Origin of the sequence: Kitasatospora aureofaciens (genome assembly GCF_001188955.3) — a bacterium.
In the GTDB taxonomy this organism is placed as follows: Bacteria; Actinomycetota; Actinomycetes; order Streptomycetales; family Streptomycetaceae; genus Kitasatospora; species Kitasatospora aureofaciens.
The window spans coordinates 218,511-242,129 of record NZ_JPRF03000032.1 but is presented as its reverse complement, the minus strand read 5'-3'; the positions used below and the strand labels follow the sequence as shown (position 1 = coordinate 242,129).

Here is a 23,619-nt window from a genome sequence, read left to right as displayed (position 1 = left end):
CCCGGCGATCTGCGCTGTACGCTGCCGGGCATGTGCGCTGCCGCCCGGATGCACCCCGATGAACCGGTCGTCGACGCGGCCCTGGTACGGCGGTTGATCTCCGCCCAGTTCCCGCAGTGGGTGGGCCTTCCGGTCACGCCCGTAGGGTCCGCCGGGACGGACAACGCGATGTTCCGGCTCGGGCCCGAACTCGCCGTCCGGCTGCCCCGGGTGGAGTGGGCCGCCGGTGACGTCCGCCGCGAACACCAGTGGCTGCCCCGGCTGGCACCGCAGCTGCCGCTGCCCGTCCCCGCCCCGCTGGCCGTCGGCCGCCCGGCCGCGAACTACCCGTGGGAGTGGTCGGTGGTGCGCTGGCTCGACGGCGTCAATCCGGCGGTCGGCGTGCTCGCCGCACCCGAGGCGCTGGCCCGCGACCTGGCGGGCTTCGTCAACGCCCTGCGCTCCGTCAACCCCGCCGGCGCCCCGGCCGGCCACCGCAGCGTGCCGCTCGCCTCCCGGGACGGCTCCACCCGCGCGGCGATCGCCCAGCTCGCCGGCACGATCGACACCGCGGCCGCAACCGCCCTGTGGGACAAGGCGCTCCGCCTCCCCGAGTACGCCGGCCCGCCGGTCTGGATGCACGGCGACCTCACCCCCGGCAACCTGCTGCTCAACAGATCCGGCCGGCTCGCCGCCGTCATCGACTTCGCCCTGATGGGCGTCGGCGACCCCACCGCCGACCTGATCGCCGCCTGGAACCTGCTCCCCGCCTCCGCCCGCCCCGCCTTCCGCGCCGCCCTGCGCGCCGACGACGCGATGTGGGCCCGCGGCCGGGCCTGGGCCTTCTCCATCGCCCTGGTGACGATCCCGTACTACCGCCACACCGACCCGGCGCTGACTGCCAACGCCCGCCACGTCGTCCGCGAGGTGCTCGCCGACCGCAGCGTCTAGGACGCCACCGCCAGCGCCAGCAGGTGGCTCAGCAGGGGGCTCCGGTCGTCGGCGCGCCAGGCGAGGGCGGAGTGGGTGCGGGCGGTGCCGGGGTCGACCGGGCGGAAGGCGACGCCCCGCAGCCGGATCCGGCGGATGCTCGCCGGGGCCAGTGAGACGCCCAGGCCGGCCCCGACCAGGGCGCACACCGTCTGCCACTCCACCGCGTGCTGCCCGATCCGCGGGGTGAAGCCCGCCCCGGCGCACAGGCCGGTGATCCGGTCGTACAGCGGCGGCCCCTCCTCCCGGGGCAGCAGCACGAACGGCTCGTCCGCCAGCTGCCCGAGCCGGACGGTCCGTTGGGCGGCCAGCGGGTGGTGCGCCGGGAGCACGGCGACGAAGGGTTCGCTGAGCACCGTACGGAAGCACAACTCCGGCGCGTCGGCAGGTGGTTCGCGCAGCAGGCCGACGTCGATGCGGCGGTCGCGCAGTGCGGCGAGCTGCGGGGCGCCGGTCATCTCCCGTACGTCCAGCCGCACACCGGGGTGGCGCTCCCGGTAGCCGCGCAGCAGGCCGGGCAGGACGGTCAGGGCCAGTGAGGCGGAGAACCCGATCCGCAGCCGGCCCGCCTCGCCACTGCCGACGGCCCGGGCGGCGGCCAGCCCGTCCGCGAGCTCTCCCAGGGCCCGGCGCGCGGCGGGCAGGAGTTCGCGCCCGGCCGGGGTCAGGGTGATGCCGCTGGGCGCCCGGAGGAACAGCGGGTGGCCGACCTTCTCCTCCAGACGGCGGATCTGCTGGCTCAGCGGCGGCTGGGCGACGCCGAGGCGGGCAGCGGCCCGGCCGAAGTGCAGCTCCTCGGCGAGCACGACGAAGGCGTGCAGCTGCGGCAGGGGGAGTTCGGGGCGTTCCATACCGCCAGGGATATCAGACGGGCGCCGCAGGAGTATTGGACGTATCCCCGCAGGCCACCTAGCGTTCGGCGCATGACAGAGCGACGCGCGGTACTCAGCGGTTCCACCTTCGAGGAGCAGATCGGCTACGCCCGTGCCGTGGTCGACGGCGACTGGGTGCACGTGTCCGGCACGACCGGCTTCGACTACACCACCATGACCATCTCCGAGGACGTGGTGGAGCAGGCCGAGCAGTGCCTGCGCAACATCGGGTCCGCACTCGCCGAGGCGGGCTGCGGCTTCGCCGACGTGGTGCGGGTACGCTACCTGCTGCCCGAGCGCGCCGACTTCGAACCCTGCTAGCCGGTCCTGCGCCGCTGCTTCGGCGACGTCCGGCCGGCCGCGACGATGCAGGTGTGCGGCCTCGCCGACCCCCGGATGCGGATCGAGATCGAGGTGACCGCCCGGCGCGCGGGCGGGTGACCCAGGCCGACCCGACATTTATCCTACCGGGTCAATAACCTTCCCGGGTCAAGCCTGGCTGCTAGCCTGGCCCGCATGAGTGGACTGCGAGAGCTCAAGAAGGAACGGACACGGCGGGCCATCTCCGAGGCCGCCATCGCGCTCTTCCTGGAGCACGGCTTCGACCAGGTCTCGGTGGCGGACGTCGCGGCGGCCGCCGAGGTCTCCAAGCCGACCCTGTTCAGCTACTTCGGCAGCAAGGAGGACCTGGTCGTCCACCGCTTCGCCGACCACCAGGAGCAGGCGGCGGACGTGGTCCGGGGCCGGGGCGAGGGTGAGACGGTGCTCGACGCCCTGCGCCGGGACTTCCTCGACGGCCTGGCCCGGCGGGATCCGGTCACCGGCCTCAACGACCACCCCCAGGTGCTGGCCTTCACCTCCCTGGTCTACGGCACCCCCAGCCTGGCCGCCCGGGTCGGCGCGTACGTGGCCCGCGCCGAACGGTCCCTCGCCGACGCCCTGCGCGAGGCCCCCGACCTCGCCCCGCCCCGCGAGCTCACCGCCCAGCTGCTCGCCGCCCAGGTCACCGCCACCCAACGCGTCCTCGCCCTGCACAACTGGCGTCGCATCCACGAGGGCGGCCGCACCGCCGACGACCTCCACCCCGAGGCCGCCGCCGACGCCGACCGCGCCTTCGAACTCCTCGCCCGGGGGTACACCCCCTGACCGCGCTGGCTAGAGTGCGGCACATGTCAACGCGTCACATCGAGTTCGAGGCCCTGCACAACTTCCGCGACCTGGGCGGCTGTTCGGCCGCCGACGGACGGACCGTCCGCCGGGGCCTGCTCTACCGCTCCGACTCGCTCGGCAAGTCCTCCCCCGCCGACCTGGAAAAGCTCCGGGCCCTCGGCGTGCGGACCGTGATCGACCTGCGCTACGACTGGGAGATCGCCGCCAAGGGACGGGTCCCCGACTTCGACGGGCTGGACTTCCACAACCTCTCGATCGAGCACCGCCCGTACGACCAGGCCTCGATCGACCCGGAGCTCGACCCCTGGCGCTACCTCGCCGACCGCTTCGCCGAGGTCGCCGAGGACGGGGTCAAGGAGATCCGCCGGACCTTGGAGGTGATCAGCGCCGCCGAGGCCCCCGTGGTCTTCCACTGCATGTCCGGAAAGGACCGCACCGGGTTGATCGCCGCCCTGGTGCTCACCCTGCTCGGCGTCTCCGAGGACGACATCGCCGCCGACTTCGCCCTCACCGAGCACGCCACCGCGCACCTCGTCGCCGACTGGCACGCCGCCCACCCCGGCGAGACCCTCCGCTGGCCCGGCTACGGCCGCGCCCCGGAAACCGTCATCCGCCTCGCCCTCGCCGACCTCGCCACCCGCTACGGCTCCGTCGAGGCGTACGTCACCGGCACTGTCGGCCTCGACCGCGACCGCATCGACGCCCTGCGGTCACGGATGCTCACGTCCTGACCACGCGGATCCTGCCGGACCGGCCCTAGCGGCGGCGCGGGCGGCCTGAGCGGCCGCCGCCCTGCGGGCGGGGGCCGCTGCGGGGCTTGCGGTCGGTCGTGGCCGCCGGGGCGGTCTCGGGCCAGTGGGTGGGGCGGGTGAGGGTGGCCGGGAGACGGGTGGTGGCGTCGCCGCGGGCGGCGTTGAGCTGGATTTGGGTGAGGAAGAGGGCCGTGCTGAGGTCGGCCCCGGCGAGGTTGGCGTCGCGCAGGTCGGCGCCGATGAGGTCGGCGAGTCGGAGGTCGGCTCCGGAGAGGTCGGCGGCGACGAGGAGCGCGCCGCGCAGGTTGGCGCCCTGGAGGTCGGCGCCGCGCAGGCGGGCGCCGAAGAGGTCGGCGCCGCGGTGTTCGCGGCGGCGGGGGACGGCGGCGCGGACGAGTTCGCCGGCGCGCAGCAGGAGGTCGCTGATCCGCCCGCGGTGGGCCGGGACGTCGACGGCGAGGATCTCCTCGGGGGTGCCGGCGGCGAGGCGGTCGGTCTCTTCGAGGGCCTGCCGCAGTTCGGCGTGGAGGGGGCGGGCGGGCGCGAAGGTGAGCGCCTCGGTGAGGTACGAGAGCAGTTCGTGGAGCTGCCGCACGATCGGGAACACGTCGGACATCGGCTTGGCGTTGTCGGGCTCCTCGCGCCAGCTGACGCCGCCGAAGGTGATCTGGGAGACCCGCTGTCCGGCGCCGAAGCAGTCGTAGACGGTGCAGCCCTGGAATCCGCTGTCGCGCAGCCGGGCGTGGATGCCGCAGCTGAAGTCCGTCTGCAGGTTGCGGCAGGCGCTGCCGGCGGCCTTGTTGACGGCGAAGTCGGTGCCGGCGGCGAAGGGCAGGGCGACGCAGCAGAGTCCGAAGCAGTTGCCGCAGTCGGACTGGAGCGGAGTCGGCGCGGCCGCCGTGGGGTCCTGCGGCGACTCGGTCTCGCTCACGGTCCGGGTCCTCTCAACTGCTGGTTGCCTTGAAGCGGGAATCCTACTGGGCGGAGCCGCCCTCGGGCCGGTAAGGTGCCAGATGGAGATAAGACTATTACTCACGTACACGCGTACTCACGGGGGTGGGCGCCATGCCGCAGCCGAACGTCACCGAGCTGGTCCGGATGTGGATCAGCGGCTGGGTCGCCTCCCGGGGCGCGGCCGATCCGGTGGGGCAGCCCTGGGGCTGGACCATCGACGTCGGCGCGCCGACCGGGGAGGTGGCGCGGCACGTGCTGCCCGAACCGACCGAAGCCGAGGTCCGCAAGCTCGCCGAGACGACCACCGCGCCGACCACCTGGCTCAAGCTGTTCGCCGAGGACGACACCGTACGGCCGTGGCTGGGCCCGCAGTGGCGGCTGGACCAGCCCGGCTTCCTGATGACCACCCCGCTCACCGTCGAAGAGCCCGCCCCGCCGGCCGGCTACACCCTGACCACCTGGGCCCGCGGCGGCGTCCTGCGCGCCCTGGTGCGCAGCGAGGAGGGGCACCTCGCCGCCCGCGGCCAGGCGGGCCTGGCGGGTGCGGTGGCCGTGCCGGACCAGATCGTCACCGCCCCCGACCACCGCCGCCGGGGCCTGGGCTCGGTGGTGATGCGGGCCCTGCAGTCCGGCGCGTACGAGGCGGGCGCCCGGACCGGGGTACTGGTCGGCACGGCGGCCGGCCAGGGGCTGTACACGGCGCTCGGCTGGACCACCCGCGCCCCGATGGCGAGCCTGGTCCTGGAGGCGGAGACCCCGGAGGGGACCTACCGGTAGGGCAGCAGCTCCGGCCGCTTCGGCGGGCGGCCGTCGCCGGAGGAGCGGCCGGTGAGGCGGCGGCCGATCCACGGGCCGAGGTGGGCGCCCAGCCATCGGGCGTCCGAGCGCAGCTTCTCGGCGCGGCCGGGCGGGGCGGCGGCGGGCAGCGGGGCGCGCCAGTCGGAGGCGGTGGGGCGGCCGAGCGCCTCCAGTACGCCCTCGGCGACCCGGCGGTGACCCTCGGGCGACAGGTGCAGCCGGTCCTCGGCCCAGAGCCGGCGGTCGTCGAAGCAGGGCGCGGAGAACAGGTCGACGACGGCGAAGCCGTCCTGCTGCCCGAGTTCCTGCACGAAGGCCTTCATCCGCAGGATGGCGGGCAGCAGCCGGGCGCTGCCGGCCAGTCGGCGGGTGGGGTCGGTGCTGGTGAACAGCACCACGGTGGCGCCGGTGGCGCGCAGTTCGGCGGCGCAGCGGCCGAGTAGCCGCTCGACCCGGGCGATGTCGCAGCCGGGGCGCAGCACGTCGTTGAGGCCGCCGGCCAGGGTGACGAGTTCGGCGCCCATCCCGACTGCGGTGGCGAGCTGTTCGTCGTGGATCTGGCCGATGAGCTTGCCGCGGACGGCGAGGTTGGCGTAGCGGAAGTCCCCGCCGGCCCCGGCCTCGGCGGCCAGCGCGGAGGCGACCCGGTCGGCCCAGCCGCGGTAGTGGCCGTCGGGATGGAGGTCGTCGCACATGCCTTCGGTGAAGGAGTCGCCGACGGCGACGTAGCTGGCGTAGCTGCGGCTGGTGGTGGGCACGGACTGCCTCCGCTCTCCTGAGATGGCTCCGCGACCCGACGATCGTACGTGTGCACTTACCAACCAGTTCCGCCGGGGTCGGGCCGCTCATTCGGCGTCCACCGGGCGTTTATCGGTCCGCGCCATCCTGGGACCACGGGGCGGCGGCCGGCGACGGGGGCCTTGCCGCCGCCCCGCCACCGCCTTCCGGCGGCTCCCGAGGACTCAGCCCGGGACCGCCGCCTTCGGCGCCGTGAACCAGTGCTCGCGCACCGCGTCGGTGGGCCGCTGTTCGCCCAGGGCACTCAGCCCCCACGCTCCCAGCGCCTCGATCACCGGCCGCAGTTCGCGTCCGCGCTCGGTCAGCTCGTACACCGTCGCGTTGGCCGGCCGTTCCAGCCGCCGCCGTTCCACGAGCCCTTCGCCCTCCAGCTGCTTGAGCCGGGCGGCGAGGATGTCGGTGGAGACGCCGGGCAGGTCGGCGTGCAGGTCGGTGTAGCGGCGCGGGCCGCCCAGGAGTTCACGGACGATCAGGAGGCTCCAGCGCTCCCCCACCGCGTCCAGGGCGCGGGCGACGGCGCAGTACTGGTCGTAGCTTCGGCGTGACATGTGGATCAGCATAGCCAAGAGGTTGGACTTTCCAAGTGCCAGCTTGGTAGAACAAAGCAGAAGCAACGGAGCGGTGGTGACGGTCGGGAGGCCGCAGATGGAGTTTCGGCAGTCCAGCAAGCTGAATGACGTGTGCTACGAGATCCGGGGGCCGGTGGTCGACCAGGCCAACGCCCTGGAGGAGGCCGGGCACAGCGTGCTGCGCCTGAACACCGGCAACCCGGCACCGTTCGGCTTCGAGGCGCCCGAGGAGATCATCCAGGACATCATCCGCAACCTGCCCTCGGCGCACGGCTACAGCGACTCCCGCGGCATCCTGCCGGCCCGGCGCGCGGTCGTGCAGTACTACCAGCAGCGCGGGGTCGAGGGCGTCGGCGTCAACGACGTCTACCTCGGCAACGGCGTCTCCGAGCTGATCCAGATGGCGGTCACCGCGCTGGTCGACGACGGCGACGAGGTGCTCGTCCCGATGCCGGACTACCCGCTGTGGACGGCGTCCGTCCGGCTGGCCGGCGGCAAGGCCGTGCACTACCTGTGCGACGAAGAGGCCGAGTGGTACCCGGACCTGGACGACATCGCCGCCAAGATCACCGCCCGCACCAAGGCGATCGTCGTCATCAACCCCAACAACCCCACCGGCGCGGTCTACCCGAAGGAACTCCTGGAGGGGATCCTCGACCTGGCCCGCCGCCACCAGCTGATGGTGCTGGCCGACGAGATCTACGACAAGATCCTCTACGACGGCACCGAGCACCACTGCCTGGCCGCCCTCGCCGACGACGTGCTCACCCTCACCTTCAACGGCCTCTCCAAGGCCTACCGGGTGGCCGGCTTCCGCAGCGGCTGGCTGGTCGTCTCCGGCCCCAAGCAGCACGCCACCGACTACCTGGAGGGCCTGACCATGCTCTCCGGCATGCGGCTGTGCCCCAACGTACCCGCGCAGTACGCCGTCCAGGCCGCGCTCGGCGGCCACCAGTCGATCAACGACCTGGTCCTGCCCGGCGGCCGGCTCACCGAGCAGCGCGACATCGCGGTCAAGGCGCTCAACGAGATCCCCGGCGTCAGCTGCGTCAGGCCCAAGGGCGCCCTGTACGCCTTCGCCCGGCTCGACCCCGCCGTGCACCGGATCGTCGACGACGAGCGCTTCGTCCTGGACCTGCTGCTGCGCGAGAAGATCCACGTCGTCCAGGGCACCGGCTTCAACTGGCCCCGCCCGGACCACTTCCGCTTCGTCACCCTGCCGCGCGCCGACGACCTGGAGACGGCGATCAACCGGATCGGGCGCTTCCTGGCGACGTACCGGCAGAGCTGAGCGCCTACGATCGGCCCCATGGCCGTCCTCCGCTCCGTCGCCCTGTTCGCGCTCGCCGCGCTCGCCGAGATCGGCGGCTGCTGGCTGGTCTGGCAGAGCGTGAGGGAGCAACGGCCGTGGTGGCTGGCCGGGTTGGGCGTGCTGGCGCTCGGCGCGTACGGCTTCGTCGCGGCGCTGCAGCCGGACGCGGACTTCGGCCGGGTGCTGGCCGCCTACGGCGGGGTGTTCGTGGCCGGGTCGCTGCTGTGGGGCGTGGTCGTGGACGGCTTCCGGCCGACCCGCTACGACGTGCTGGGCGCGCTGGTCTGCCTGGCCGGGGTCGGCGTGATCATGTACGGGCCCCGGCGCTGAACCTCCAGCGCCGGGGCCGCACCGGACCGCTCGGGGCCGAGCCGATCGGAAACGAGCCGATCGGGGACTACCAGCCCCAGCCGCCGCCCTGCCCGTCGTCGTCGCCGCTGGAGTCCCAGCCCTCGCCGACCTTGCGCAGGATCGTGTAGTTGTCGATCTGCGTGCCGTTCTCGGCCAGCGCGGTGACCTTCATGACCGACTTCTGCCCCAGGTGGGCCGGGGTGACGTCGACCTTGATGAAGGAGTAGCCGGTGTAGCGCACCCGCGACCACTGGATGGTCTCCGGGACCTTCACCCTGCCCTTGCCCCAGTAGTAGGTCTTCACCTCGTCCTGGTGGTTCTCGTGCCCCTCGTAGGTGTCCGGCACGTCGAACTTGTACAGGCTGCGGCCGGCCGCGCCCGCGGTCACGTAGACCACGCCGTCCTTGGCGGGCTCGATGGTGGCGCCGCTCGGCACCTGCTTGGAGACCTTGTTGCCGAGGATGGCGTCGGTGCGCTCGTAGATGTGGTTGTGGCCGTTGATGACCAGGTCCACCCGGTACTTCTCGAACAGCGGCACCCAGGCCTCGCGGACGCCGCCCTCGGAGGCGTGGGCGACGGTGGTGGAGAAGGCGCAGTGGTGGAAGAAGACCACGACGAAGTCGACGGTCTCGTCGCTCCGCAGGTCCTTGAGGGTGCGCTCCAGCCACTTGGTCTGCTGGTTCGCCGAGATGCCCAGGTTGGCCGGGATCTCGTAGGAGACGTCGTTGGCGTCCAGCGAGATGACGCCGACGTTCTTGTAGCGGAAGGTGTAGACGCCGGGGACCTTGCGCGGGTCCGGGCCGTTGTCCGGCAGGAAGAAGCGGCTGTTCTCGCCGCCGTAGCCGTTGGGCGAGTACCAGGCCTCGATGTCGTGGTTGCCGTACGCGACCATCCACGGGATGTCGGCGGCGACCGTCTCGGTCTGGACCAGGAAGTCGTCCCAGGTCCTCGCGTTGAAGACGGACTTGTCCGGGTCGGTGCCGGAACCGGCCGGGTCGGCGTAGCAGATGTCGCCGGCGTGCAGGTGGAACGCCGGCTTCTGGGCCCTGATGATGTTGTCGTTGCCGGCCGCGTGGGCGCTGACGCCCTGGTCGCCGAAGGCGGTGAAGGTGAACGGCTCGTACACCTTGCCCCAGCGGTGGTCGCGGGAGGGCGCGGTGCGGAAGGTGTGCAGGGTGGAGATCTGCTGCTGCGAGGCCGGGTCGAAGCCCTCGTGGCCGACGCCGTAGTAGTAGGTGGTGTCGGGGTGGAGGTCCTCCAGCGCCACGTGCAGGTAGTACTGGTCCACCGGCTGGCTGTTCGGGGTCAGCGCCGGGGTGTGCAGGGCGCGGACCTCGGCCTGGACCTTGTGACTGAGCTCCCACGGGTGCTTGCCGAAGCGCAGGAACGGCTTCTTGACCGGCGCCGGCACCTGCCAGGAGATGCGGAACTGGGTGTCCGGCTCGGCGCCGAACTGGAGGTGGCGGCCGATCGGCGCGACCAGCGCGCCGTCGATCCCGGCCGTCGTGGCGCCGGTCAGCAGCTGGGGACCGGCCGGGGCGGCGAAGGCCGGCGCACTGCCGAGTGCACCGCCGACGGCGACGGCGCCCACGGTCACCGCGCCGGCGCGCAGCATCCGACGGCGGGAGAAGCGGGCCCGCAGGTACTCGTGCTGCTCGGCCATGCTCATGCGGTCGGCAAGCTTGGCCGGCACGCCCATGTTGGGGATATCCATGCGCGGGACTCTGTCAGCGGTGCGTTGACCGCACACGGACTCCCGGTGAACGGGCGTCAGCGCCTCCGCCACTCGAACACCAACGCTGGGTCACGAATCAGTAAAGAACATGTCCGTATCAGAAAGATGACGGATCATCTCCCCGGCTCACCCCTCGATCCGGCGGGTGCCGGAGGGGGGGTCAGGTGGAGGGTTCGTCCCAGAGGTTCGCGGACCGGTTGCCGGTGCCGTCGCAGGTGCGGCAGATCTCGTCCCGGTAGGCCTGCTTGGCCCCGGTCGCGTCCACCCGGTAGCGGACGTACACCCCGGTGCCGTCACAGAGGAAGCAGTTGCCGCCCCCGCCGCCCACCTCGGTGGTGCCGGTGCCCTGGCAGGTGCGGCAGTTGAGGCCGGCGGTGCGGCCGGTGCCCGCGCAGATGCGGCAGACCGTCGTCATCGTCTTCCTCCTTCGCGCGGAACCGCTGGATGCCACCGGTCATGGTAGTGGGCCGACCTCGAAGCCGTCCCGGGTCGCGCAACTGACGAAAAGTCAGTGGCGGCCGGCCGGTGGCGGCGGCTCAGTGGCGGTCGGTCACTCCGCGAGGCCCTCGCGGACCCGGCGGGAGACCGAGATCAGCTGGAGGTCGAGCAGCCCGGGCGGGTCGGCGAGGCCGGGCCCGCCCGCGTGCGCCCAGGCCGCTATGTCGTCGATCATCTCGTCCATCAGCACGAAGCCGAGCCAGACCGGACGGCCACCCGCCGCCCGCCCCTCGCTGGACGGGCCGACCACCACCACGTTGGACTGGGTGCACACGTCCAGGCACGTGACGGCCCGGACCCGGCCGGCCGAGCCGACAGCCGTCCGCAGCCGCTCGTACTGCCCCGCGTGGTCCACCCCCGGGTGCTTCGCCTCGGTGCCGCAGCAGCAGCCCCGGCAGACGGTGACGGTCACCGGGGAACCGGTGCCCCGCCTGCCGTCCCGGCCACGGCCGCCCTTGCCGTCACGGTCACGGCCACCCTCGCGGTCACGGTCTCGGCGGCTCATCCGCTCTGGTCCCCCTCCTGGTCGGCGGCCCCGGTCGACGGCACGCTCTGCACCGGAACTGTACCTGTCAGGCCGCAGGCCTCCGAGGGCCACCCGATCGGCCTGGAATAGGATCCGACCGACGAACGGCCGAGGAAAGAGGAACGGGCGAATGCCGAAACGGAGGGCCCGGGGCCTGTGGTTCGCGGTGGCCGTGGCGGTGGCCGGCATCCTGTGCGGGGCGCTCGGGCTCTCGGTGGTCCTCACCGGCGGCTACTCCGTCCACCGCATGGACGGCACGGCGATGGAACCGGTGCTCCGCCCGGGCGACCGGATGCTGGCCGACAAGGTCGCGGCGGCGGACGTCCGGCGCGGCGAGATCTACATCGCCGACTCCCCCTGGGGCCTCCAGGGCTCCCCCGTGTTCCGGGTGACGGCCCTCGGCGGCCAGCGCATCACGTGCGCCGGCGGGCGGCTCAGCCTCGACGGGCAGCCGCTGGACGACCCGGCCGACCGGCAGTCCGACACCTGCCGGCGCGACTTCGACGTCACCGTCCCGCCCGGACGGGCCTTCCTGATGGGGGACCGGCGGGCCACCGCGACCGACTCCCGGCTCCACCTGGACGACGGCCACCAGGGCACCGTCGACCTCGCCGCACTCACCGGCGACCGCGTGGTCTGGCACTCCGGCAACGACTCCCCCGCCCTGCCCGGCAAGCTGATCGGCGCGGCGCTGCTGATGGTGCTCGGCGCCCTGCTCACCGTCTTCGGGGTGCTCGGCTCGGTGGTCATCGCCTCCTTCGCCGCCGCCCGGCGCCGCGCTCCGGCCGTCCCCCTCGACTGACGTCCCTCTCGGCTGGCGTCCCTCTCGGCTGGCGTCCCTCTCGACTCGCGTCGACCGACTCGACCGGCCTCGACCGGCGCTCGAATTCCGCTCCACCGCGTATCGGAGTTGTTTTCGAAACACGGTGGAGCGGAATTCGAAATGTCACCCGGTGCCATCTGACGGGTTTTCCGGAATTTCCGTCGAAAGCATGGACGCCGCCGAAACCTGGCAGTAACTTACCTGCGAGTAGCTGTGGCCCGGCTCGGCACGACCCCCCACCCTTCGTTTCTCTCCCCCAGGAGGAACCGTGCTCCGCCCTGCCCGGAATTCCCGGCGACTCCGCAATTCGAGCGTGCTCGCCGCCGTCGCCGTCGGTGCAGCCCTCGCGCTCACCTCCACCACCGCCCAGGCCGCCATCCCCGCCCCGAAGCACTACGTGGCCCTCGGCGACTCCTACGCCGCCGGCGCCGGCGTGCCCGGCCAGTCGGCCGGCCTGTGCCTGCGCTCCGACCACAACTACGGCCACCTGGTCGCCGCCTCGCTCGAGGCCGGCGCCTACACCGACGTCACCTGCGCGGCCGCCAAGGTCAAGGCCATGACCCAGCCGCAGTACGACGCCTTCATCCGGGTCAACGACCCGCAGCTGGACTCGGTGACCGCCGACACCGACCTGGTCACCCTCGGGATCGGCGGCAACGACCTCGCCGCCAGCGACCTCGGCCTCGGCGAGCTGGTCGCCACCTGCATCGCCGGCGCGACCGTCAACCCGCTCGGCACGCCCTGCAAGGACGTCTACCACCACGGCTACTGGGACTGGAACACCTGGTCCTGGCAGTACGGCAACGACGACCTGGCCGAGCGGGTCACCACCACCATCGCCCCGCAGATCGCCACCACCCTCCAGCAGATCCACGCCAAGGCGCCCGGGGCCCGGGTGCTGCTGGTCGGTTACCCGTCCGTGCTGCCCGCCGACGGCTCCGCGTGCATCCTGCGCCAGCCGGTGACGCCGGGCGACGTCGAGTACATGTACGGGGTGCTCAACAAGCTGAACGCCGCCCTGAAGTCCACCGCGGCCGCCAACGGCGCGACGTACGTGGACACCGCGACGCCGACCCGCGGACACGACGTCTGCTCCGACGACCGCTGGATCGAGGGCGCGCTGCCCGGCTCGCCCGCCGTGCCGTTCCACCCGAACGCGACCGGCGAGCAGGTGATGGCGAACGCGGTCCTCGCCGCGCTGAGGTAACCACGGCGGCAACGGGCTCCGGAAGGTCCCGAACGACGGCACGGGGCTCCGGAAAGACCCCGAGGGGCCGATGACCAGACCCCGGTCACCGGCCCCTCGGTTGCGTTCGGCGCTTTTCCGCGGCTATTCCGCCTCTGCGGCGGAGGCGGCCGCCAGCCCGGCCGACCACTTCTCCTCGACCTTGCCGAACTTCCAGAACGCGATCGCCCCGATCCAGGTCAGCACGAACAGGCCGACGATCGCGTAGCCGACGAAGTTCAGGTCCAGGTCGCCGATCCAGGCGATCGGCCCGCTGGTGATGTCCAGCTTCTCGCCGAGCAGGCCGATCAGCTCGACCAGGCCGATGACCAGCGCGACCAGCACCGACAGCCCGGTGACGGTCAGGTTGTAGTAGATCTTGCGGACCGGCTTGGAGAACGCCCACTCGTAGGCGAAGTTCATGAACGAGCCGTCGATGGTGTCCAGCAGGCTCATCCCCGCCGCGAACAGGATCGGCAGCGTCAGCAGCGCGTACCAGGGCAGCGAGAAGGCCGCCGCGCCGCCCGCCAGCACCAGCAGGGACACCTCGGTGGCGGTGTCGAAGCCCAGGCCGAACAGCAGGCCCACCGGGTACATGTGCCAGGACTTGCTCACCGCCCGGGTGACCTTGCCGAGGATCCGGTTCATCAGCCCGCGCCGCTCCAACTGGCGCTCCAGCTCGGCCTCGTCATACTCGCCCAGGCGCATCCGGCGGAACACCCGCAGGATCCCGTTGAAGGCGCCCAGGTTGATCAGACCGAGCAGCAGCAGGAACGAGCCGGAGACGGTGGTGCCGATCAGGCCGGTCATTCGGTGCAGGGTCGAGTCGTCCGCCTCCACCTGGTCGGCGAGCGTGCGGATGCCGAAGGCCAGCAGCGCGCACAGGCCGAAGACGATCGAGGAGTGCCCGAGCGAGAACCAGAAGCCGACCGACAGCGGCCGCTTCCCCTGGCCCATCAGCTTGCGGGTGGTGTTGTCGATCGCCGCGATGTGGTCCGCGTCGAAGGCGTGCCGCATCCCGAGGGTGTAGGCGGTCAGGCCCATGCCCGCGCCGAACACCTGGCCACCGACGTCGTAGTGCTCGGGCGCGACCAGGGCGAGCAGGGTGAACCAGCCGATGACGTGCAGCGCGAGGATGAAGCCGCCCATCCCGGCCAGCCGGATCCACTCCTCACGGGTGAGCCGGTCGCGCCATCTGACGGGTGCGGCGCCTGCCGGGGCACCCGGGGCGGTGCTGGGCATCCTGTGGTCCTTTCGGGTGATCCGGGCGGAGCTGGGCCATCTTTCCCCGCTCGGGCGAGCAGTTGCAAGTCATGCGCAAATGCCGGACGGCGGCGAACCGATCCACGACGGCGCAGGCCGGGGGCGCGCGACCCACCGCCGCGCGCTTCCGGGGCATCACCGCCGCGGGGCCTTCGTCAGGAAATCGGGCGCTTCCTCCCCTAGGGTCGGAATGCCGACCTCCTCACCCAGGGTCGGAATGCCGACGCCCACGGCGCGATCCCCTCCGCGCCCCCGGCCGCTCGGCGCTCACCGGCCCGGGATTCGATGGGAGCGGCCATGCCGTCGTACCCCTTCCACACCACCCGCGAGGACGTCCGCATCCCGCTGCCCGACGGCACGGAGCTTGCCGCCCGTGTGTGGCGCCCGGTCGGCGGCGAGCCCGTCCCCGCCCTGCTGGAGTACTCGGCCGACCGCCTCGGCGACCGCACCGCCGCCGAGGACGCCCGCCGCCACCCCTGGTACGCCGGCCACGGGTACGCCGCCGTCCGGGTCGACACCCGCGGCCACGGCAACTCCGGCGGCCTGCCCGGCGAACCCGGCGACGAACAGGAACTCGCCGACGGCACCGCCGTCATCGACTGGATCGCCCGCCGCCCCTGGTGCAGCGGCCGGGTCGGCCTGCTCGGCGTCGGCGCCGCCGGGACCACCGCGCTGCGGCTCGCCGCCCGGGTGCCGGACACCGTCGGCGCGGCGGTCACCGCCTGCCCCCAGGGCGGCCACCGCCTCGGCGGCGCCCTCCTCGCCGCCGACCTGCACACCCGGCTCACCGCGCTGGTCGCCGACGCCGCCCTGCCCCCGGACCCGCTCCGGCTCGGCGACGCCTGGCGGCCCGGCTGGCTGGCCCGGCTCGAATCGCTGGAACCCCCGGTCGACGCCTGGCTCGCCGCCGGGGACACCACCGTGCCGGTGTCCGTCCCGGTCCTCGCAGTGGCCGGCTGGGGCGACCCGTCCTGCTCCTTCGTGCTGCGCCTGCTCTCCGAGTCCCCCACCGCCCGCGCCCTGATCGGCCCCTGGCCGCACGGCCTGCCCGAGGCCGCCCTGCCCGAGACCCTGCGCTGGTGGGACCACTGGCTGCGGGGCGTCGACACCGGCGTCGCCAAGGAACCGGCCCTGCGCAGCTGGATCAGCACCCGCTGGACCGGCGACGAGGCCTGGCCCTCGCCCGACGTCCGGGAGATCCACTGGAACCTCGACGGGCAGCTGCGCACCGCCGGCACCGCCTCCGACGACCGCTACGTCCACGTCCGCTCCCCCCAGCACACCGGCCTCAACGCCGGCGCGTACGTCTCGCACGGTCGCGCCGCCGAACAGCCGCCGGACCAGCGCGAGGAGGACGGGCGCTCGGTCTGCTTCGACTCCCAGCCGCTGCCCGAGCCCGTCGAACTGCTGGGCATCCCCGTCGCGCGACTGCGGCTGCGCTCCGACAGCAGGCCCGTCCAGGTGGTGGCGCGACTGTGCGCGGTCGGCCCCGACGGCGATTCCACCCTGCTCACCCGCGGCGTGCTGACCGCCGCCGGCCCGGACGCCGAGGTCGAGCTCGCCGCCTGCGCCGCGACCGTCCCGGCCGGACACCGGCTCCGGCTCGCGTTCTCCTCCGTCTACTGGCCCTGGGTGTGGCCGCCCGCCGACGACACCGGGTACGCCCTCGACCCGTCCCGCTCCACCCTCAGCCTGCCGGTCCGCCACCTGGCGGCCGACGTCGGCGCCCCGCCCGTCACCTTCGAGACCCCCTCGCTGCCCGACCCACTGGCCGTCCACCTCACCGAACCGCTCACCGCCCGGCCCGAACACCTCACCGTGCACGACATCGGCCGCCACGAATGGCGCACCGAACTCTCCCCCGCCACCGACGGCACCCGCACCCACCCCGACGGCCTGGTCCGCGACGAGCACACCGTCACCGCCTACCGCATCCTCACCGGCGCCCCGCTCAGCGCCCAGGCCCGCACCGACCGCACCGTGCGGCTGGAGCGGCCGGACCTCGGCTGGGACGTGACCGTCCAGACCCGGACGCAACTGCGCTGCGACGCCGGGCACTTCATCAGCGTGGTGCAGCTGCGGGCGCTGGAGGCGGGGTCGGTGGTGTTCACCCGGGAATGGCAGCACCGGGTGGAACGAGAGAGTTGATCAAAGATATCCTTATGCACTTGCCTTGATTTTCCCGCTTGGCTTATAAATGGCCGCATGAAAACCCTCGGCCTGATCGGCGGAATGAGCTGGGAATCCACCGCCGAGTACTACCGCACCCTGAACGAACTCACCCGCGCCCGGCTCGGCGGCCTGCACTCCGCCCGACTCGTGCTCCACTCGGTCGACTTCGCCGACATCGAGCAGCTGCAGGCGGCGGGGCGGTGGGAGGAGGCCGGCGCCGTCCTCGCGGACGCGGCCCGCTCACTGGAGGCCGCGGGCGCGGAACTGCTGCTGATCTGCACCAACACCATGCACAAGGTCGCCGACCAGGTCGCGGCCGCGGTGACCGTCCCGCTGCTGCACCTGGCCGACGCCACGGCGGACGCGGTCCGGGCGGCGGGCTTGCGGCGGATCGGGCTGCTGGGGACGGCGTTCACCATGGAACAGGACTTCTACCGGGGCCGGTTGGCCTCCGGCGGCCTGGACGTCCTCGTCCCCGACGCCGAGTCCCGCGCCCTGGTGCACCGGGTGATCTACGAGGAACTGTGCGTCGGGGTGGTCCGCGAGGAGGCGCGGACGGCGTACCGGCAGGTCATCCAGGAACTGGTCGCGGCGGGCGCCGAAGGCATCGTCCTCGGCTGCACCGAGATCGAACTCCTCGTCGGGCCCGGGGACAGCCCCGTCCCGGTCTTCCCCACCGCCCGCCTGCACGCCGAGGCCGCCGTGTCGGCCGCCCTGGCGGAGGACTGACCTACCCTCCCGGGGTCGACACTTCCCTCGCCAACCAGTCCAGGTACCAGTCCCGGAACTGCGGCCCGGGATTCAGGCCCTTGTCGTACGCGAGGTCGTCCGACCACACCTGGCCACGGGCCTCGCCGGTCACCACCAGCCGCAGGAACCCACCGCAACCGAGCTCGGACAGCACCATCGATCCGGTGAACCAGCAGGGGTCGAAGGACTCGTCGTCCGGGGTGTGCCGGGCGCAGATCTCCAACTCGGGCCAGGGCTGGAACCGTTCGGTGTGCGGGAAGGGGACGGCGAAGTGATCGGCCCAGTCGGGGCCCAGGTCGGTCTGCAGGCGAGCCCAGGTGGTACTGCCCCAGCGGTACAACCCGTAGTTCGGACCGGCGCCGCCGCCTCCGACGGTGGTGATGAACGCCCGGTACGAAGACGGAAGTTCGAAACCGTGCGCCGCCTCGAAGCGGGCGATCTCCGGCTCCGGCACCGGCGGATCCAACCGGTACCGGTGCCGGTTCGCGCCGAAACGCCGGTACCGCGGATCCGCCTCTGCCAGCTCCCGCAGTCGTGCGCGTACGCCCTCGACGTCCCACATGTCGCCCATGCTCGCACGGCGGGGCCTGCCGACCCCTACCGTGGGGGGATGCGCGAGGAACAGCCGTACTGGAACACCAATGTGGCGCGGCACGCCGGGATCCTGCGGGCGGTGCCGCCGGAGTGCGGGGCGGCGCTGGACGTGGGGTGCGGGGACGGGCTGCTGGCGGCGAAGCTGGCGCGGCGGTGCGGCCGGGTGGTCGGGGTGGACAGCTCGGCCGGGATGGTCGCCCGGGCCCGGGCGCTGCACGCCGAACCCACCTTCCTGGAGGGGGACTTCCTGACGGTCGACCTGCCCGCCGAGGGCTTCGACTTCGTCTGCTCGGTGACGGCCGTCCACCACATGGACTTCACGGCCGCGCTGACCCGGATGAGAGAACTGCTTTGCCCCGGTGGGGTGCTGGTGGTGGTCGGCCTGGCGCGGGAGGAGACGGCGGCGGACTGGGCCCGGCGGGTGGCGGCCGCGCCGCTGGTGCGGACCGTGAAGGTGCTCCGGCGTGCCGGGGGCCCGACGGGCATGCCGGAGGCCGCGCCGGGGATGGGCTACCGGCGGGTGCGGGAGGCGGCAGAGCAGGTGCTGCCCGGCGTGCGCTACCGGTGGCACCTGCTACGGCGGTACTCGCTGACCTGGCGGAAGCCGTGACTTCCCGGCCACTGCCTGTGCTCGGTCTGTGCGGCTGCCCCCGAACCACGCCGACCCGCTGGTCTCCGCGTTCCCCGCATTGATTGGCGGCCGGTGCCGCGGCCGTACGGGCAGTCCTCCCGGCTGCCGGGCACGCGCCCGCCGACCCCTTCCTGGTCCTCGTCCTCGTCGAGGGCGACCAGATCCCCGAACGCCCCTGGCCGAGTCTCGCGCCCGGATCCCCCGCCGCGCTGCACGGTTACTGCTGAGGCCGGCGGCTCAGCGCTGGGCGACGGCCGCGGCGAGCAGCATTCCAGCCGGGAGCAGCGCGACGAACACGAAGAGGAGCCCGAGTACCCGACCGCCCGCGGCGTACCACCGGGTGGGCTCGAGGCCCAGCAGGCCCAGGGCCCACGGCGAGACGTAGCCCGCGCCGTGCCTGCGCACCGCGTCGGCGATCAGCTGCCGGCGCCCGCCGTCGGCGAGCAGGACCACCCAGCCGCCGGAGCGGTCCGCCAGCGAGACGAAGGTCCGCGCACCGTCCCTCGAAATAGCCTCCCAGGCACGCACGATGGCGAGGTCCCGCAGGTCCACCTCCCGCTCGCCCGACCAGGTGCGCGCCCGCACCACCCCGCCGGCCACCCGCACGCTCCTGCGCCGCGCCGTCGCGGCCTCCAGCAGGACGGCGGGCCCGAGCGCCGCCACCAGCCCGGACGCGATCAACGCCCCCGAACGCGCGAACGCCGGCCCGACCACCAACGGCGGCACCACGACCGCCGCCAGGAGTACGGCCCAGCCGACGGAGAAGAACACGCGCCGTCTTCGTACGGCGCCAGTCGAAGCACTCACCGCGCCAACGTAGACCCACCAACCACCCGAGCACCATGGCTCGTTGCTCACCCGTCCAAGCCGGGCCCGGCAGGAACAGGAAGTCGACCGGGCCGACTTCCTGCGAAATGCTGTTGAGCCCGTGCCAGCGGGTCAGAAGACTGCCGTCATGGCGTTGGGCGCAGGCCGTCCCGGCCGCTGACGTGCGGGGGCGATCGAGGGAGGTGCTCCATGGTGCGGCCGGTGCTGCTGCTGGACGTGGACGGGCCGCTGAACCCCGATGCGGGGAAGCCCCACCGGCGGCCCGAGGGGTACGGCACCCACCGGCTGGTGACGCCGCGCTGGGCGGCCGCCGAGCGCCGCCGGCTCGCCTGGTGGGGCACGCCCCACAAGCGGCCGAAGCCGCTGCGGGTCTGGCTCAACCCGGAGCACGGGCCCGCGCTCACCGCGCTGCCCTACGACCTGGTGTGGGCGACGACCTGGGAGGAGGAGGCCAACGCCTTCATCGCGCCGGTCCTCGGGCTGCCCGAACTGCCGTTCATCACCTGGTCCGAGCCGCGGCCCGAACCGGAGGGCGGGGTGTTCTGGAAGACGCCGGAGATCGTCGCCTGGGCCCGGGGCCGCCCCTTCGCCTGGGTCGACGACCACATCACGGACGCGGACCGCTCCTGGGTCCGGGCCCGTCACGACGGCCCGGCGCTGCTCCACCGCGTCGACCCGAAGGTCGGGCTGACGGCGGGCGACTTCACACGACTTGCGGAGTGGGCCCGCTCGTTGGGCTGAAGCAGTCGGTCAGCCGGGCCGGTGTGCGACGGCTGCGAAGATCGTCACCGACAGGTGGAAAGCGCCCTGTTCGCCGGCGGCCGCCAGGTCTGTGTGGAGCCGGTCGCGCTGCTCCTCCGTGGTCAGCCCGCGTGCCTGCGCGGCCGAGGCGAGTCCGCAAACGCCGGCCCGGATCCGGACGGTGATCTCTCCTGGGCCCAGCCCAGGAGAGAGCCCGGACCCGGGAACGGCGGTCTACCGGGGTGCGTCGGGGTACGCGGCGGTCGCGCGGATCTCGACGAGGAGTCCCGGGCTGGCGAGGCCGCTGACCCCGATGATCGTCCAGGTCGGGTAGGGGGCTCGGACGAGGCGCTTCTTGGCCTCGATGAAGCCGGGCAGGTGCCGGCGGATGTCGACGTGGTAGCTGGTGACGTCGACGAGGGCGGACGTATCGAGGTTCTCCAGCCGAAGGATCTCCTCGATCTTCCGGAGGGCGATCTCGGTCTGCTCCTCGATGGTGTCCGGAATGGTTCCGTCGGCACGGCGGCCGATCGTTCCGGCGATGAACAGGAGGCCGTGCGCGCGGACCGCGGCGGAATAGCCGAAGCTCGCGAAGGCGCTGGTGGTTTGCCCGAAGACTGCGTTGTCCTCGGGAACCTCGACGGTGTGGGCGGTCATTGCGGTGCTCCTCTTTCCTTGTTGACGGGCCGTCGGCTCCGTGGAGTCAGCTGCCCCAGCGGGACGAACGGTAGAAGTGCTCCAGCCGGGTCCGTCCGAAGGTCTCGCGTTCGCGGAGGAGTTCGCCGGGGGTCGTGTACCGGGGTGCGTTCTTCGGCTCCTTCGCGGCCTGCGCGACGATCGCGTCGGTGAGTGAGCGGATCATGTCCAGCCGTGGATAGGCGGCGTGCACGGCGTCGGCCTGCTCGTCGGTGACGGCGTCGACGTGGTTGGCGCCCACTCGGCCGCCGAAGTCGAGGGTGACGCCCTCGCGGACGAGCACGCACAGCGTGCCGCGGCGTTCCGCGATGCCCGAGGAGGTGTGCAGGGCGATGGCCTGCCAGACCTGGTCGGCGTCGGCTGCGGATACTCCGCGGTCGGTCAGGAACGAGGCGGCCCGGTCGGCGCCCTCGACCTCGAACCGCTGGCTGTGCGGGCCGTCCGACGCCAGGCCGAGGTCGTGCATCGCGCACGCGGCGAACAACAGGTCGTCCTGGTAGTCGTGGCCGGCGGCCAGGCCGAGCCGGCCGGCCACCAGCCGGGCGAACAGGTAGCTGCGGATGCTGTGGTTGAAGACGGACGGCGTTTCCACCGGCCGGATGAGGTTCACGACGGCGTCGGCAAGCGGTGTGCCGGGCAGCGTGATCAGGTCGGCGGTCGCCTCGTGGGTAGGTCCGGTCATGTCTTCAGCCTGGCCGCGACCCCTCTGACCTGGTGAGAGGCAAAGTTTCCATACTTCGATAGAATCTTGCCATGGCAGTGCATCGAGTCGCGGTCCTGGCGCTGGACGGGGTCACCCCGCTCGACCTGGCGATCCCGGCCCAGATCTTCACCGCCCGGCCGGAGACCCCCTACGAGATGACCCTGTGCGCGCTGGACGCGAAGGTGGCCACCAGCGCGGGCTTCGCCCTGGTCGCCGACGGGGGCCTGGAGCAGGTGCGCGCCGCCGACACCGTGATCGTGCCGGGATTCGAACCGCTCCTCCCCTTGCCGGACGCCGTACTCGACGCGTTGGCCGAAGCCCGCGACCGGGGCAGGCGTGTGGTGTCGATCTGCACGGGCGCCTTCGCGCTGGCCGCGGCGGGCGTACTGGACGGGCTGCACGCCACGACCCACTGGAAGCACATCGACGAGTTCGAGCGGGGCTTCCCGGCCGTCACGGTCGACCGCGACGTGCTCTACGTCGACGAGGGCGACGTGCTCACCTCGGCCGGAGTGTGCTGCGGCATCGACCTGTGCCTGCACATCGTGCGCCGCGACCTGGGCGCGGAGGTGGCCAACCAGCTCGCCCGCGGTCTGGTCGCCGCCCCGCATCGCGACGGTGGACAGGCCCAGTACGTGCCGGCCCCTGTCGCGGTGGCCGGTGAGGCGTCGCTCTCCAGTACCCGGGGATGGGCCCTGCAACGGCTCGGCGAGCCGCTCACGCTGCGCGTGCTCGCCCGGCACGCGGGCGTCTCTCAGCGCACCTTCATGCGCCGGTTCACCGAGGAGACGGGCACGACCCCGTTGCAGTGGCTGCTCAACGCCCGGGTCGGCAGGGCACGGGAAATGCTGGAAACCACGGAGCTCTCGGTGGATCAGGTGGCGCGGGACTGCGGGCTGGGCACGGCAGCCAACCTGCGGCTGCACTTCCGGCGCGCACTGGACACCACCCCCACCGCCTACCGCCGCACCTTCGCACGCTCGACGTCGGACAGTCCGGCCCCTCGGTAGCCGCCCGGTGGATCCGGCCGGGCGGCGTGGGAGGGGCGGGGGGTCAGGCCACCGGTTGGCGGTCGCGGGCCGGGGCGGGGGTGGTCGCGGTGACGTCGTCCGGGCGGTGGGGCATCCGCAGGACGGCGATCGCGCCGAGGCCGAGGACGGCGATGGCGAGGATCAGGAGGGAGAGGAGGGCGAGGCCGATCAGGAGTCGCACGGGGTGTCGTCCTCACTGCTGTTGTCGTGGGAGCGGAGGAGGGTGAGGAGGTTGAGCACGGTGCTGGCCGGCGCGTTGCCGAAGCGGACGAGGACGCGGCCGTCCACCACGCTGTCGGTGGTGGCGGAGGGCCAGAGGAGGCCGAACCGGCGGCCGCGCTCGGCGAGTTCGGCGAGCAGGTAGGTGACTTCGATCTCGGTGTAGGTGCGCATCAGCGGGTCGTCCGGCTCGATCGGACGTCCGCTGCGGTCGTCGGCGGCGGAGGCGGAGGCGGGGACGGCGCTCACGCGGCGGCGTCCAGCTCGAACCAGACGGACTTGCCGGCCTTGCGGGGCTCCGTGCCGAAGCGGTGGGTGAGCGAGCGGACGAGGTGCAGGCCCCGGCCGGAGACGGCGTAGGGGTCGGGGTCGTCGCGCTGGGCGGGGAACAGCGGGTTCTGGTCACTGACGGAGACGCGCAGGACGCTGCCGATGATGAGGACGACCACCAAGGGCGCCGCACTGCCGCCGTGGCGCCAGGCGTTGACGAAGAGTTCGAGGAGCGCGACCTCGGCGTCGGCGACCAGGTCGGGCTTCCACCCGGCGCGCGAGGTGGCCTCGCGCAACTCCTCGCGCGGGACCGACCAGTCAGGGGGGAGTTCGAGGGAGAACACGAAGGAACCTCCGTGGGGGGCGAAA

The 23,619-nt window shown here is 72.7% G+C and carries 28 protein-coding genes and 2 pseudogenes; 15 read left to right on the top strand and 15 right to left on the bottom strand.

The window, feature by feature from the left end:
• The first annotated feature begins 30 nt into the window (after window positions 1-30).
• The gene (locus HS99_RS21650) at window positions 31-930 is read left to right on the top strand and encodes an aminoglycoside phosphotransferase family protein (protein ID WP_033348658.1); all 900 of its coding nucleotides are present in this window, start codon (window positions 31-33) and stop codon (window positions 928-930) included.
• Here HS99_RS21650 and HS99_RS21645 read toward each other — a convergent pair.
• Window positions 927-1,820, bottom strand: a complete 894-nt coding sequence (locus HS99_RS21645) for a LysR family transcriptional regulator (protein WP_030551050.1) — start codon at window positions 1,818-1,820, stop codon at window positions 927-929. The two genes, HS99_RS21650 and HS99_RS21645, sit on opposite strands and share 4 nt — an antisense overlap.
• Before the next feature lie 72 nt (window positions 1,821-1,892).
• On the opposite strand from HS99_RS21645, the pseudogene HS99_RS21640 reads away from it, so the two are divergent.
• From HS99_RS21640 to HS99_RS21630, 3 genes and pseudogenes are all read left to right on the top strand, one after another.
• Window positions 1,893-2,282, top strand: a pseudogene (locus HS99_RS21640) (RidA family protein).
• Window positions 2,283-2,357: 75 nt separating this feature from the next.
• Window positions 2,358-2,987 (top strand): TetR/AcrR family transcriptional regulator, encoded by a 630-nt coding sequence (locus tag HS99_RS21635; protein ID WP_191093607.1) that lies wholly within the window; start codon window positions 2,358-2,360, stop codon window positions 2,985-2,987.
• 23 nt (window positions 2,988-3,010) lie between these two features.
• Window positions 3,011-3,742: a tyrosine-protein phosphatase gene (locus HS99_RS21630; RefSeq protein WP_030281564.1), complete on the top strand. Its 732-nt coding sequence runs from the start codon at window positions 3,011-3,013 to the stop codon at window positions 3,740-3,742.
• A 25-nt stretch (window positions 3,743-3,767) separates the two neighbouring features.
• Here the strand turns inward: HS99_RS21630 and HS99_RS21625 are convergent, their stop codons facing one another.
• Window positions 3,768-4,694 carry a pentapeptide repeat-containing protein gene (locus HS99_RS21625; protein ID WP_078938698.1) on the bottom strand — a complete coding sequence of 309 codons (927 nt, stop codon included), beginning with the start codon at window positions 4,692-4,694 and terminating at the stop codon, window positions 3,768-3,770.
• A gap of 134 nt (window positions 4,695-4,828) precedes the next feature.
• Between HS99_RS21625 and HS99_RS21620 the strand changes: the two genes are divergently transcribed.
• Window positions 4,829-5,494: a GNAT family N-acetyltransferase gene (locus HS99_RS21620; protein ID WP_030281566.1), complete on the top strand. Its 666-nt coding sequence runs from the start codon at window positions 4,829-4,831 to the stop codon at window positions 5,492-5,494.
• Here HS99_RS21620 and HS99_RS21615 read toward each other — a convergent pair.
• Both HS99_RS21615 and HS99_RS21610 read right to left on the bottom strand, forming a co-directional pair.
• Window positions 5,485-6,273, bottom strand: a complete 789-nt coding sequence (locus tag HS99_RS21615) for an SGNH/GDSL hydrolase family protein (protein WP_030281567.1) — start codon at window positions 6,271-6,273, stop codon at window positions 5,485-5,487. The genes HS99_RS21620 and HS99_RS21615 overlap by 10 nt on opposite strands.
• A gap of 225 nt (window positions 6,274-6,498) precedes the next feature.
• Window positions 6,499-6,861 (bottom strand): annotated as a pseudogene (locus tag HS99_RS21610) (winged helix-turn-helix transcriptional regulator); the annotation flags it as partial.
• 97 nt (window positions 6,862-6,958) lie between these two features.
• Between HS99_RS21610 and HS99_RS21605 the strand changes: the two are divergent.
• Both HS99_RS21605 and HS99_RS21600 read left to right on the top strand, forming a co-directional pair.
• Window positions 6,959-8,173 (top strand): pyridoxal phosphate-dependent aminotransferase, encoded by a 1,215-nt coding sequence (locus tag HS99_RS21605; protein ID WP_030551052.1) that lies wholly within the window; start codon window positions 6,959-6,961, stop codon window positions 8,171-8,173.
• A gap of 18 nt (window positions 8,174-8,191) precedes the next feature.
• Window positions 8,192-8,524, top strand: coding sequence for a YnfA family protein (locus HS99_RS21600; RefSeq protein WP_030551054.1), 333 nt, complete (start codon window positions 8,192-8,194; stop codon window positions 8,522-8,524).
• 67 nt (window positions 8,525-8,591) lie between these two features.
• Here HS99_RS21600 and HS99_RS21595 read toward each other — a convergent pair whose 3' ends face one another.
• From HS99_RS21595 to HS99_RS21585, 3 genes are all read right to left on the bottom strand, one after another.
• Window positions 8,592-10,259: a purple acid phosphatase family protein gene (locus tag HS99_RS21595; protein ID WP_046385999.1), complete on the bottom strand. Its 1,668-nt coding sequence runs from the start codon at window positions 10,257-10,259 to the stop codon at window positions 8,592-8,594.
• A gap of 181 nt (window positions 10,260-10,440) precedes the next feature.
• Window positions 10,441-10,695, bottom strand: coding sequence for a hypothetical protein (locus HS99_RS21590; RefSeq protein WP_030281572.1), 255 nt, complete (start codon window positions 10,693-10,695; stop codon window positions 10,441-10,443).
• 135 nt (window positions 10,696-10,830) lie between these two features.
• Entirely contained in the window at window positions 10,831-11,283 is a 453-nt protein-coding gene (locus HS99_RS21585) for a (2Fe-2S) ferredoxin domain-containing protein (protein WP_232543038.1), read from the bottom strand.
• Window positions 11,284-11,434: 151 nt separating this feature from the next.
• Here HS99_RS21585 and lepB point away from each other — a divergent pair, with 151 nt between their 5' ends.
• Together lepB and HS99_RS21575 are read left to right on the top strand one after the other, a co-directional pair.
• Window positions 11,435-12,106: a signal peptidase I gene (lepB, locus tag HS99_RS21580; RefSeq protein ID WP_030281574.1), complete on the top strand. Its 672-nt coding sequence runs from the start codon at window positions 11,435-11,437 to the stop codon at window positions 12,104-12,106.
• Window positions 12,107-12,440: 334 nt separating this feature from the next.
• Window positions 12,441-13,334 carry an SGNH/GDSL hydrolase family protein gene (locus tag HS99_RS21575; RefSeq protein WP_043388311.1) on the top strand — a complete coding sequence of 298 codons (894 nt, stop codon included), beginning with the start codon at window positions 12,441-12,443 and terminating at the stop codon, window positions 13,332-13,334.
• A gap of 123 nt (window positions 13,335-13,457) precedes the next feature.
• Here the strand turns inward: HS99_RS21575 and nicT are convergent, their stop codons facing one another.
• Window positions 13,458-14,594, bottom strand: coding sequence for a Nickel transporter NicT (gene nicT / locus HS99_RS21570; RefSeq protein WP_030281577.1), 1,137 nt, complete (start codon window positions 14,592-14,594; stop codon window positions 13,458-13,460).
• 318 nt (window positions 14,595-14,912) lie between these two features.
• Here nicT and HS99_RS21565 point away from each other — a divergent pair, with 318 nt between their 5' ends.
• Both HS99_RS21565 and HS99_RS21560 read left to right on the top strand, forming a co-directional pair.
• Window positions 14,913-16,763 (top strand): CocE/NonD family hydrolase, encoded by a 1,851-nt coding sequence (locus tag HS99_RS21565; protein ID WP_043388313.1) that lies wholly within the window; start codon window positions 14,913-14,915, stop codon window positions 16,761-16,763.
• Window positions 16,764-16,820: 57 nt separating this feature from the next.
• Window positions 16,821-17,516, top strand: a complete 696-nt coding sequence (locus HS99_RS21560; protein ID WP_030281581.1) for an aspartate/glutamate racemase family protein — start codon at window positions 16,821-16,823, stop codon at window positions 17,514-17,516.
• 1 nt (window position 17,517) lies between these two features.
• Here HS99_RS21560 and HS99_RS21555 read toward each other — a convergent pair whose 3' ends face one another.
• Window positions 17,518-18,108 carry an SMI1/KNR4 family protein gene (locus HS99_RS21555; RefSeq protein ID WP_050366862.1) on the bottom strand — a complete coding sequence of 197 codons (591 nt, stop codon included), beginning with the start codon at window positions 18,106-18,108 and terminating at the stop codon, window positions 17,518-17,520.
• A gap of 39 nt (window positions 18,109-18,147) precedes the next feature.
• On the opposite strand from HS99_RS21555, the gene HS99_RS21550 reads away from it, so the two are divergent.
• Window positions 18,148-18,741 carry a class I SAM-dependent methyltransferase gene (locus HS99_RS21550; RefSeq protein ID WP_030551064.1) on the top strand — a complete coding sequence of 198 codons (594 nt, stop codon included), beginning with the start codon at window positions 18,148-18,150 and terminating at the stop codon, window positions 18,739-18,741.
• An 83-nt stretch (window positions 18,742-18,824) separates the two neighbouring features.
• Complete coding sequence (locus HS99_RS45115) at window positions 18,825-18,989, top strand: hypothetical protein (RefSeq protein WP_157846568.1); 165 nt, start codon at window positions 18,825-18,827, stop codon at window positions 18,987-18,989.
• 10 nt (window positions 18,990-18,999) lie between these two features.
• On the opposite strand, the gene HS99_RS21545 is transcribed toward HS99_RS45115, so the two are convergent.
• Complete coding sequence (locus HS99_RS21545) at window positions 19,000-19,533, bottom strand: hypothetical protein (RefSeq protein ID WP_030281589.1); 534 nt, start codon at window positions 19,531-19,533, stop codon at window positions 19,000-19,002.
• A gap of 246 nt (window positions 19,534-19,779) precedes the next feature.
• Here HS99_RS21545 and HS99_RS21540 point away from each other — a divergent pair, with 246 nt between their 5' ends.
• Complete coding sequence (locus HS99_RS21540) at window positions 19,780-20,331, top strand: HAD domain-containing protein (RefSeq protein ID WP_030551066.1); 552 nt, start codon at window positions 19,780-19,782, stop codon at window positions 20,329-20,331.
• A 234-nt stretch (window positions 20,332-20,565) separates the two neighbouring features.
• Here the strand turns inward: HS99_RS21540 and HS99_RS21535 are convergent, their stop codons facing one another.
• Together HS99_RS21535 and HS99_RS21530 are read right to left on the bottom strand one after the other, a co-directional pair.
• Window positions 20,566-20,988 carry a RidA family protein gene (locus tag HS99_RS21535; protein WP_030551068.1) on the bottom strand — a complete coding sequence of 141 codons (423 nt, stop codon included), beginning with the start codon at window positions 20,986-20,988 and terminating at the stop codon, window positions 20,566-20,568.
• Between the two features lie 46 nt (window positions 20,989-21,034).
• Window positions 21,035-21,709: an HD domain-containing protein gene (locus HS99_RS21530; protein ID WP_030551070.1), complete on the bottom strand. Its 675-nt coding sequence runs from the start codon at window positions 21,707-21,709 to the stop codon at window positions 21,035-21,037.
• A 71-nt stretch (window positions 21,710-21,780) separates the two neighbouring features.
• On the opposite strand from HS99_RS21530, the gene HS99_RS21525 reads away from it, so the two are divergent.
• Window positions 21,781-22,740: a GlxA family transcriptional regulator gene (locus HS99_RS21525; RefSeq protein WP_030551073.1), complete on the top strand. Its 960-nt coding sequence runs from the start codon at window positions 21,781-21,783 to the stop codon at window positions 22,738-22,740.
• A gap of 43 nt (window positions 22,741-22,783) precedes the next feature.
• On the opposite strand, the gene HS99_RS45110 is transcribed toward HS99_RS21525, so the two are convergent.
• The 3 genes from HS99_RS45110 to HS99_RS21515 are packed head-to-tail and all read right to left on the bottom strand — an operon-like array spanning window position 22,784 to window position 23,594.
• Entirely contained in the window at window positions 22,784-22,942 is a 159-nt protein-coding gene (locus HS99_RS45110; protein WP_157846569.1) for a hypothetical protein, read from the bottom strand.
• Window positions 22,930-23,229: a hypothetical protein gene (locus tag HS99_RS21520; protein ID WP_030551075.1), complete on the bottom strand. Its 300-nt coding sequence runs from the start codon at window positions 23,227-23,229 to the stop codon at window positions 22,930-22,932. Before HS99_RS21520 ends, HS99_RS45110 begins: the two co-directional genes overlap by 13 nt.
• Complete coding sequence (locus HS99_RS21515) at window positions 23,226-23,594, bottom strand: ATP-binding protein (protein WP_046386637.1); 369 nt, start codon at window positions 23,592-23,594, stop codon at window positions 23,226-23,228. Before HS99_RS21515 ends, HS99_RS21520 begins: the two co-directional genes overlap by 4 nt.
• Window positions 23,595-23,619 lie beyond the last annotated feature (25 nt).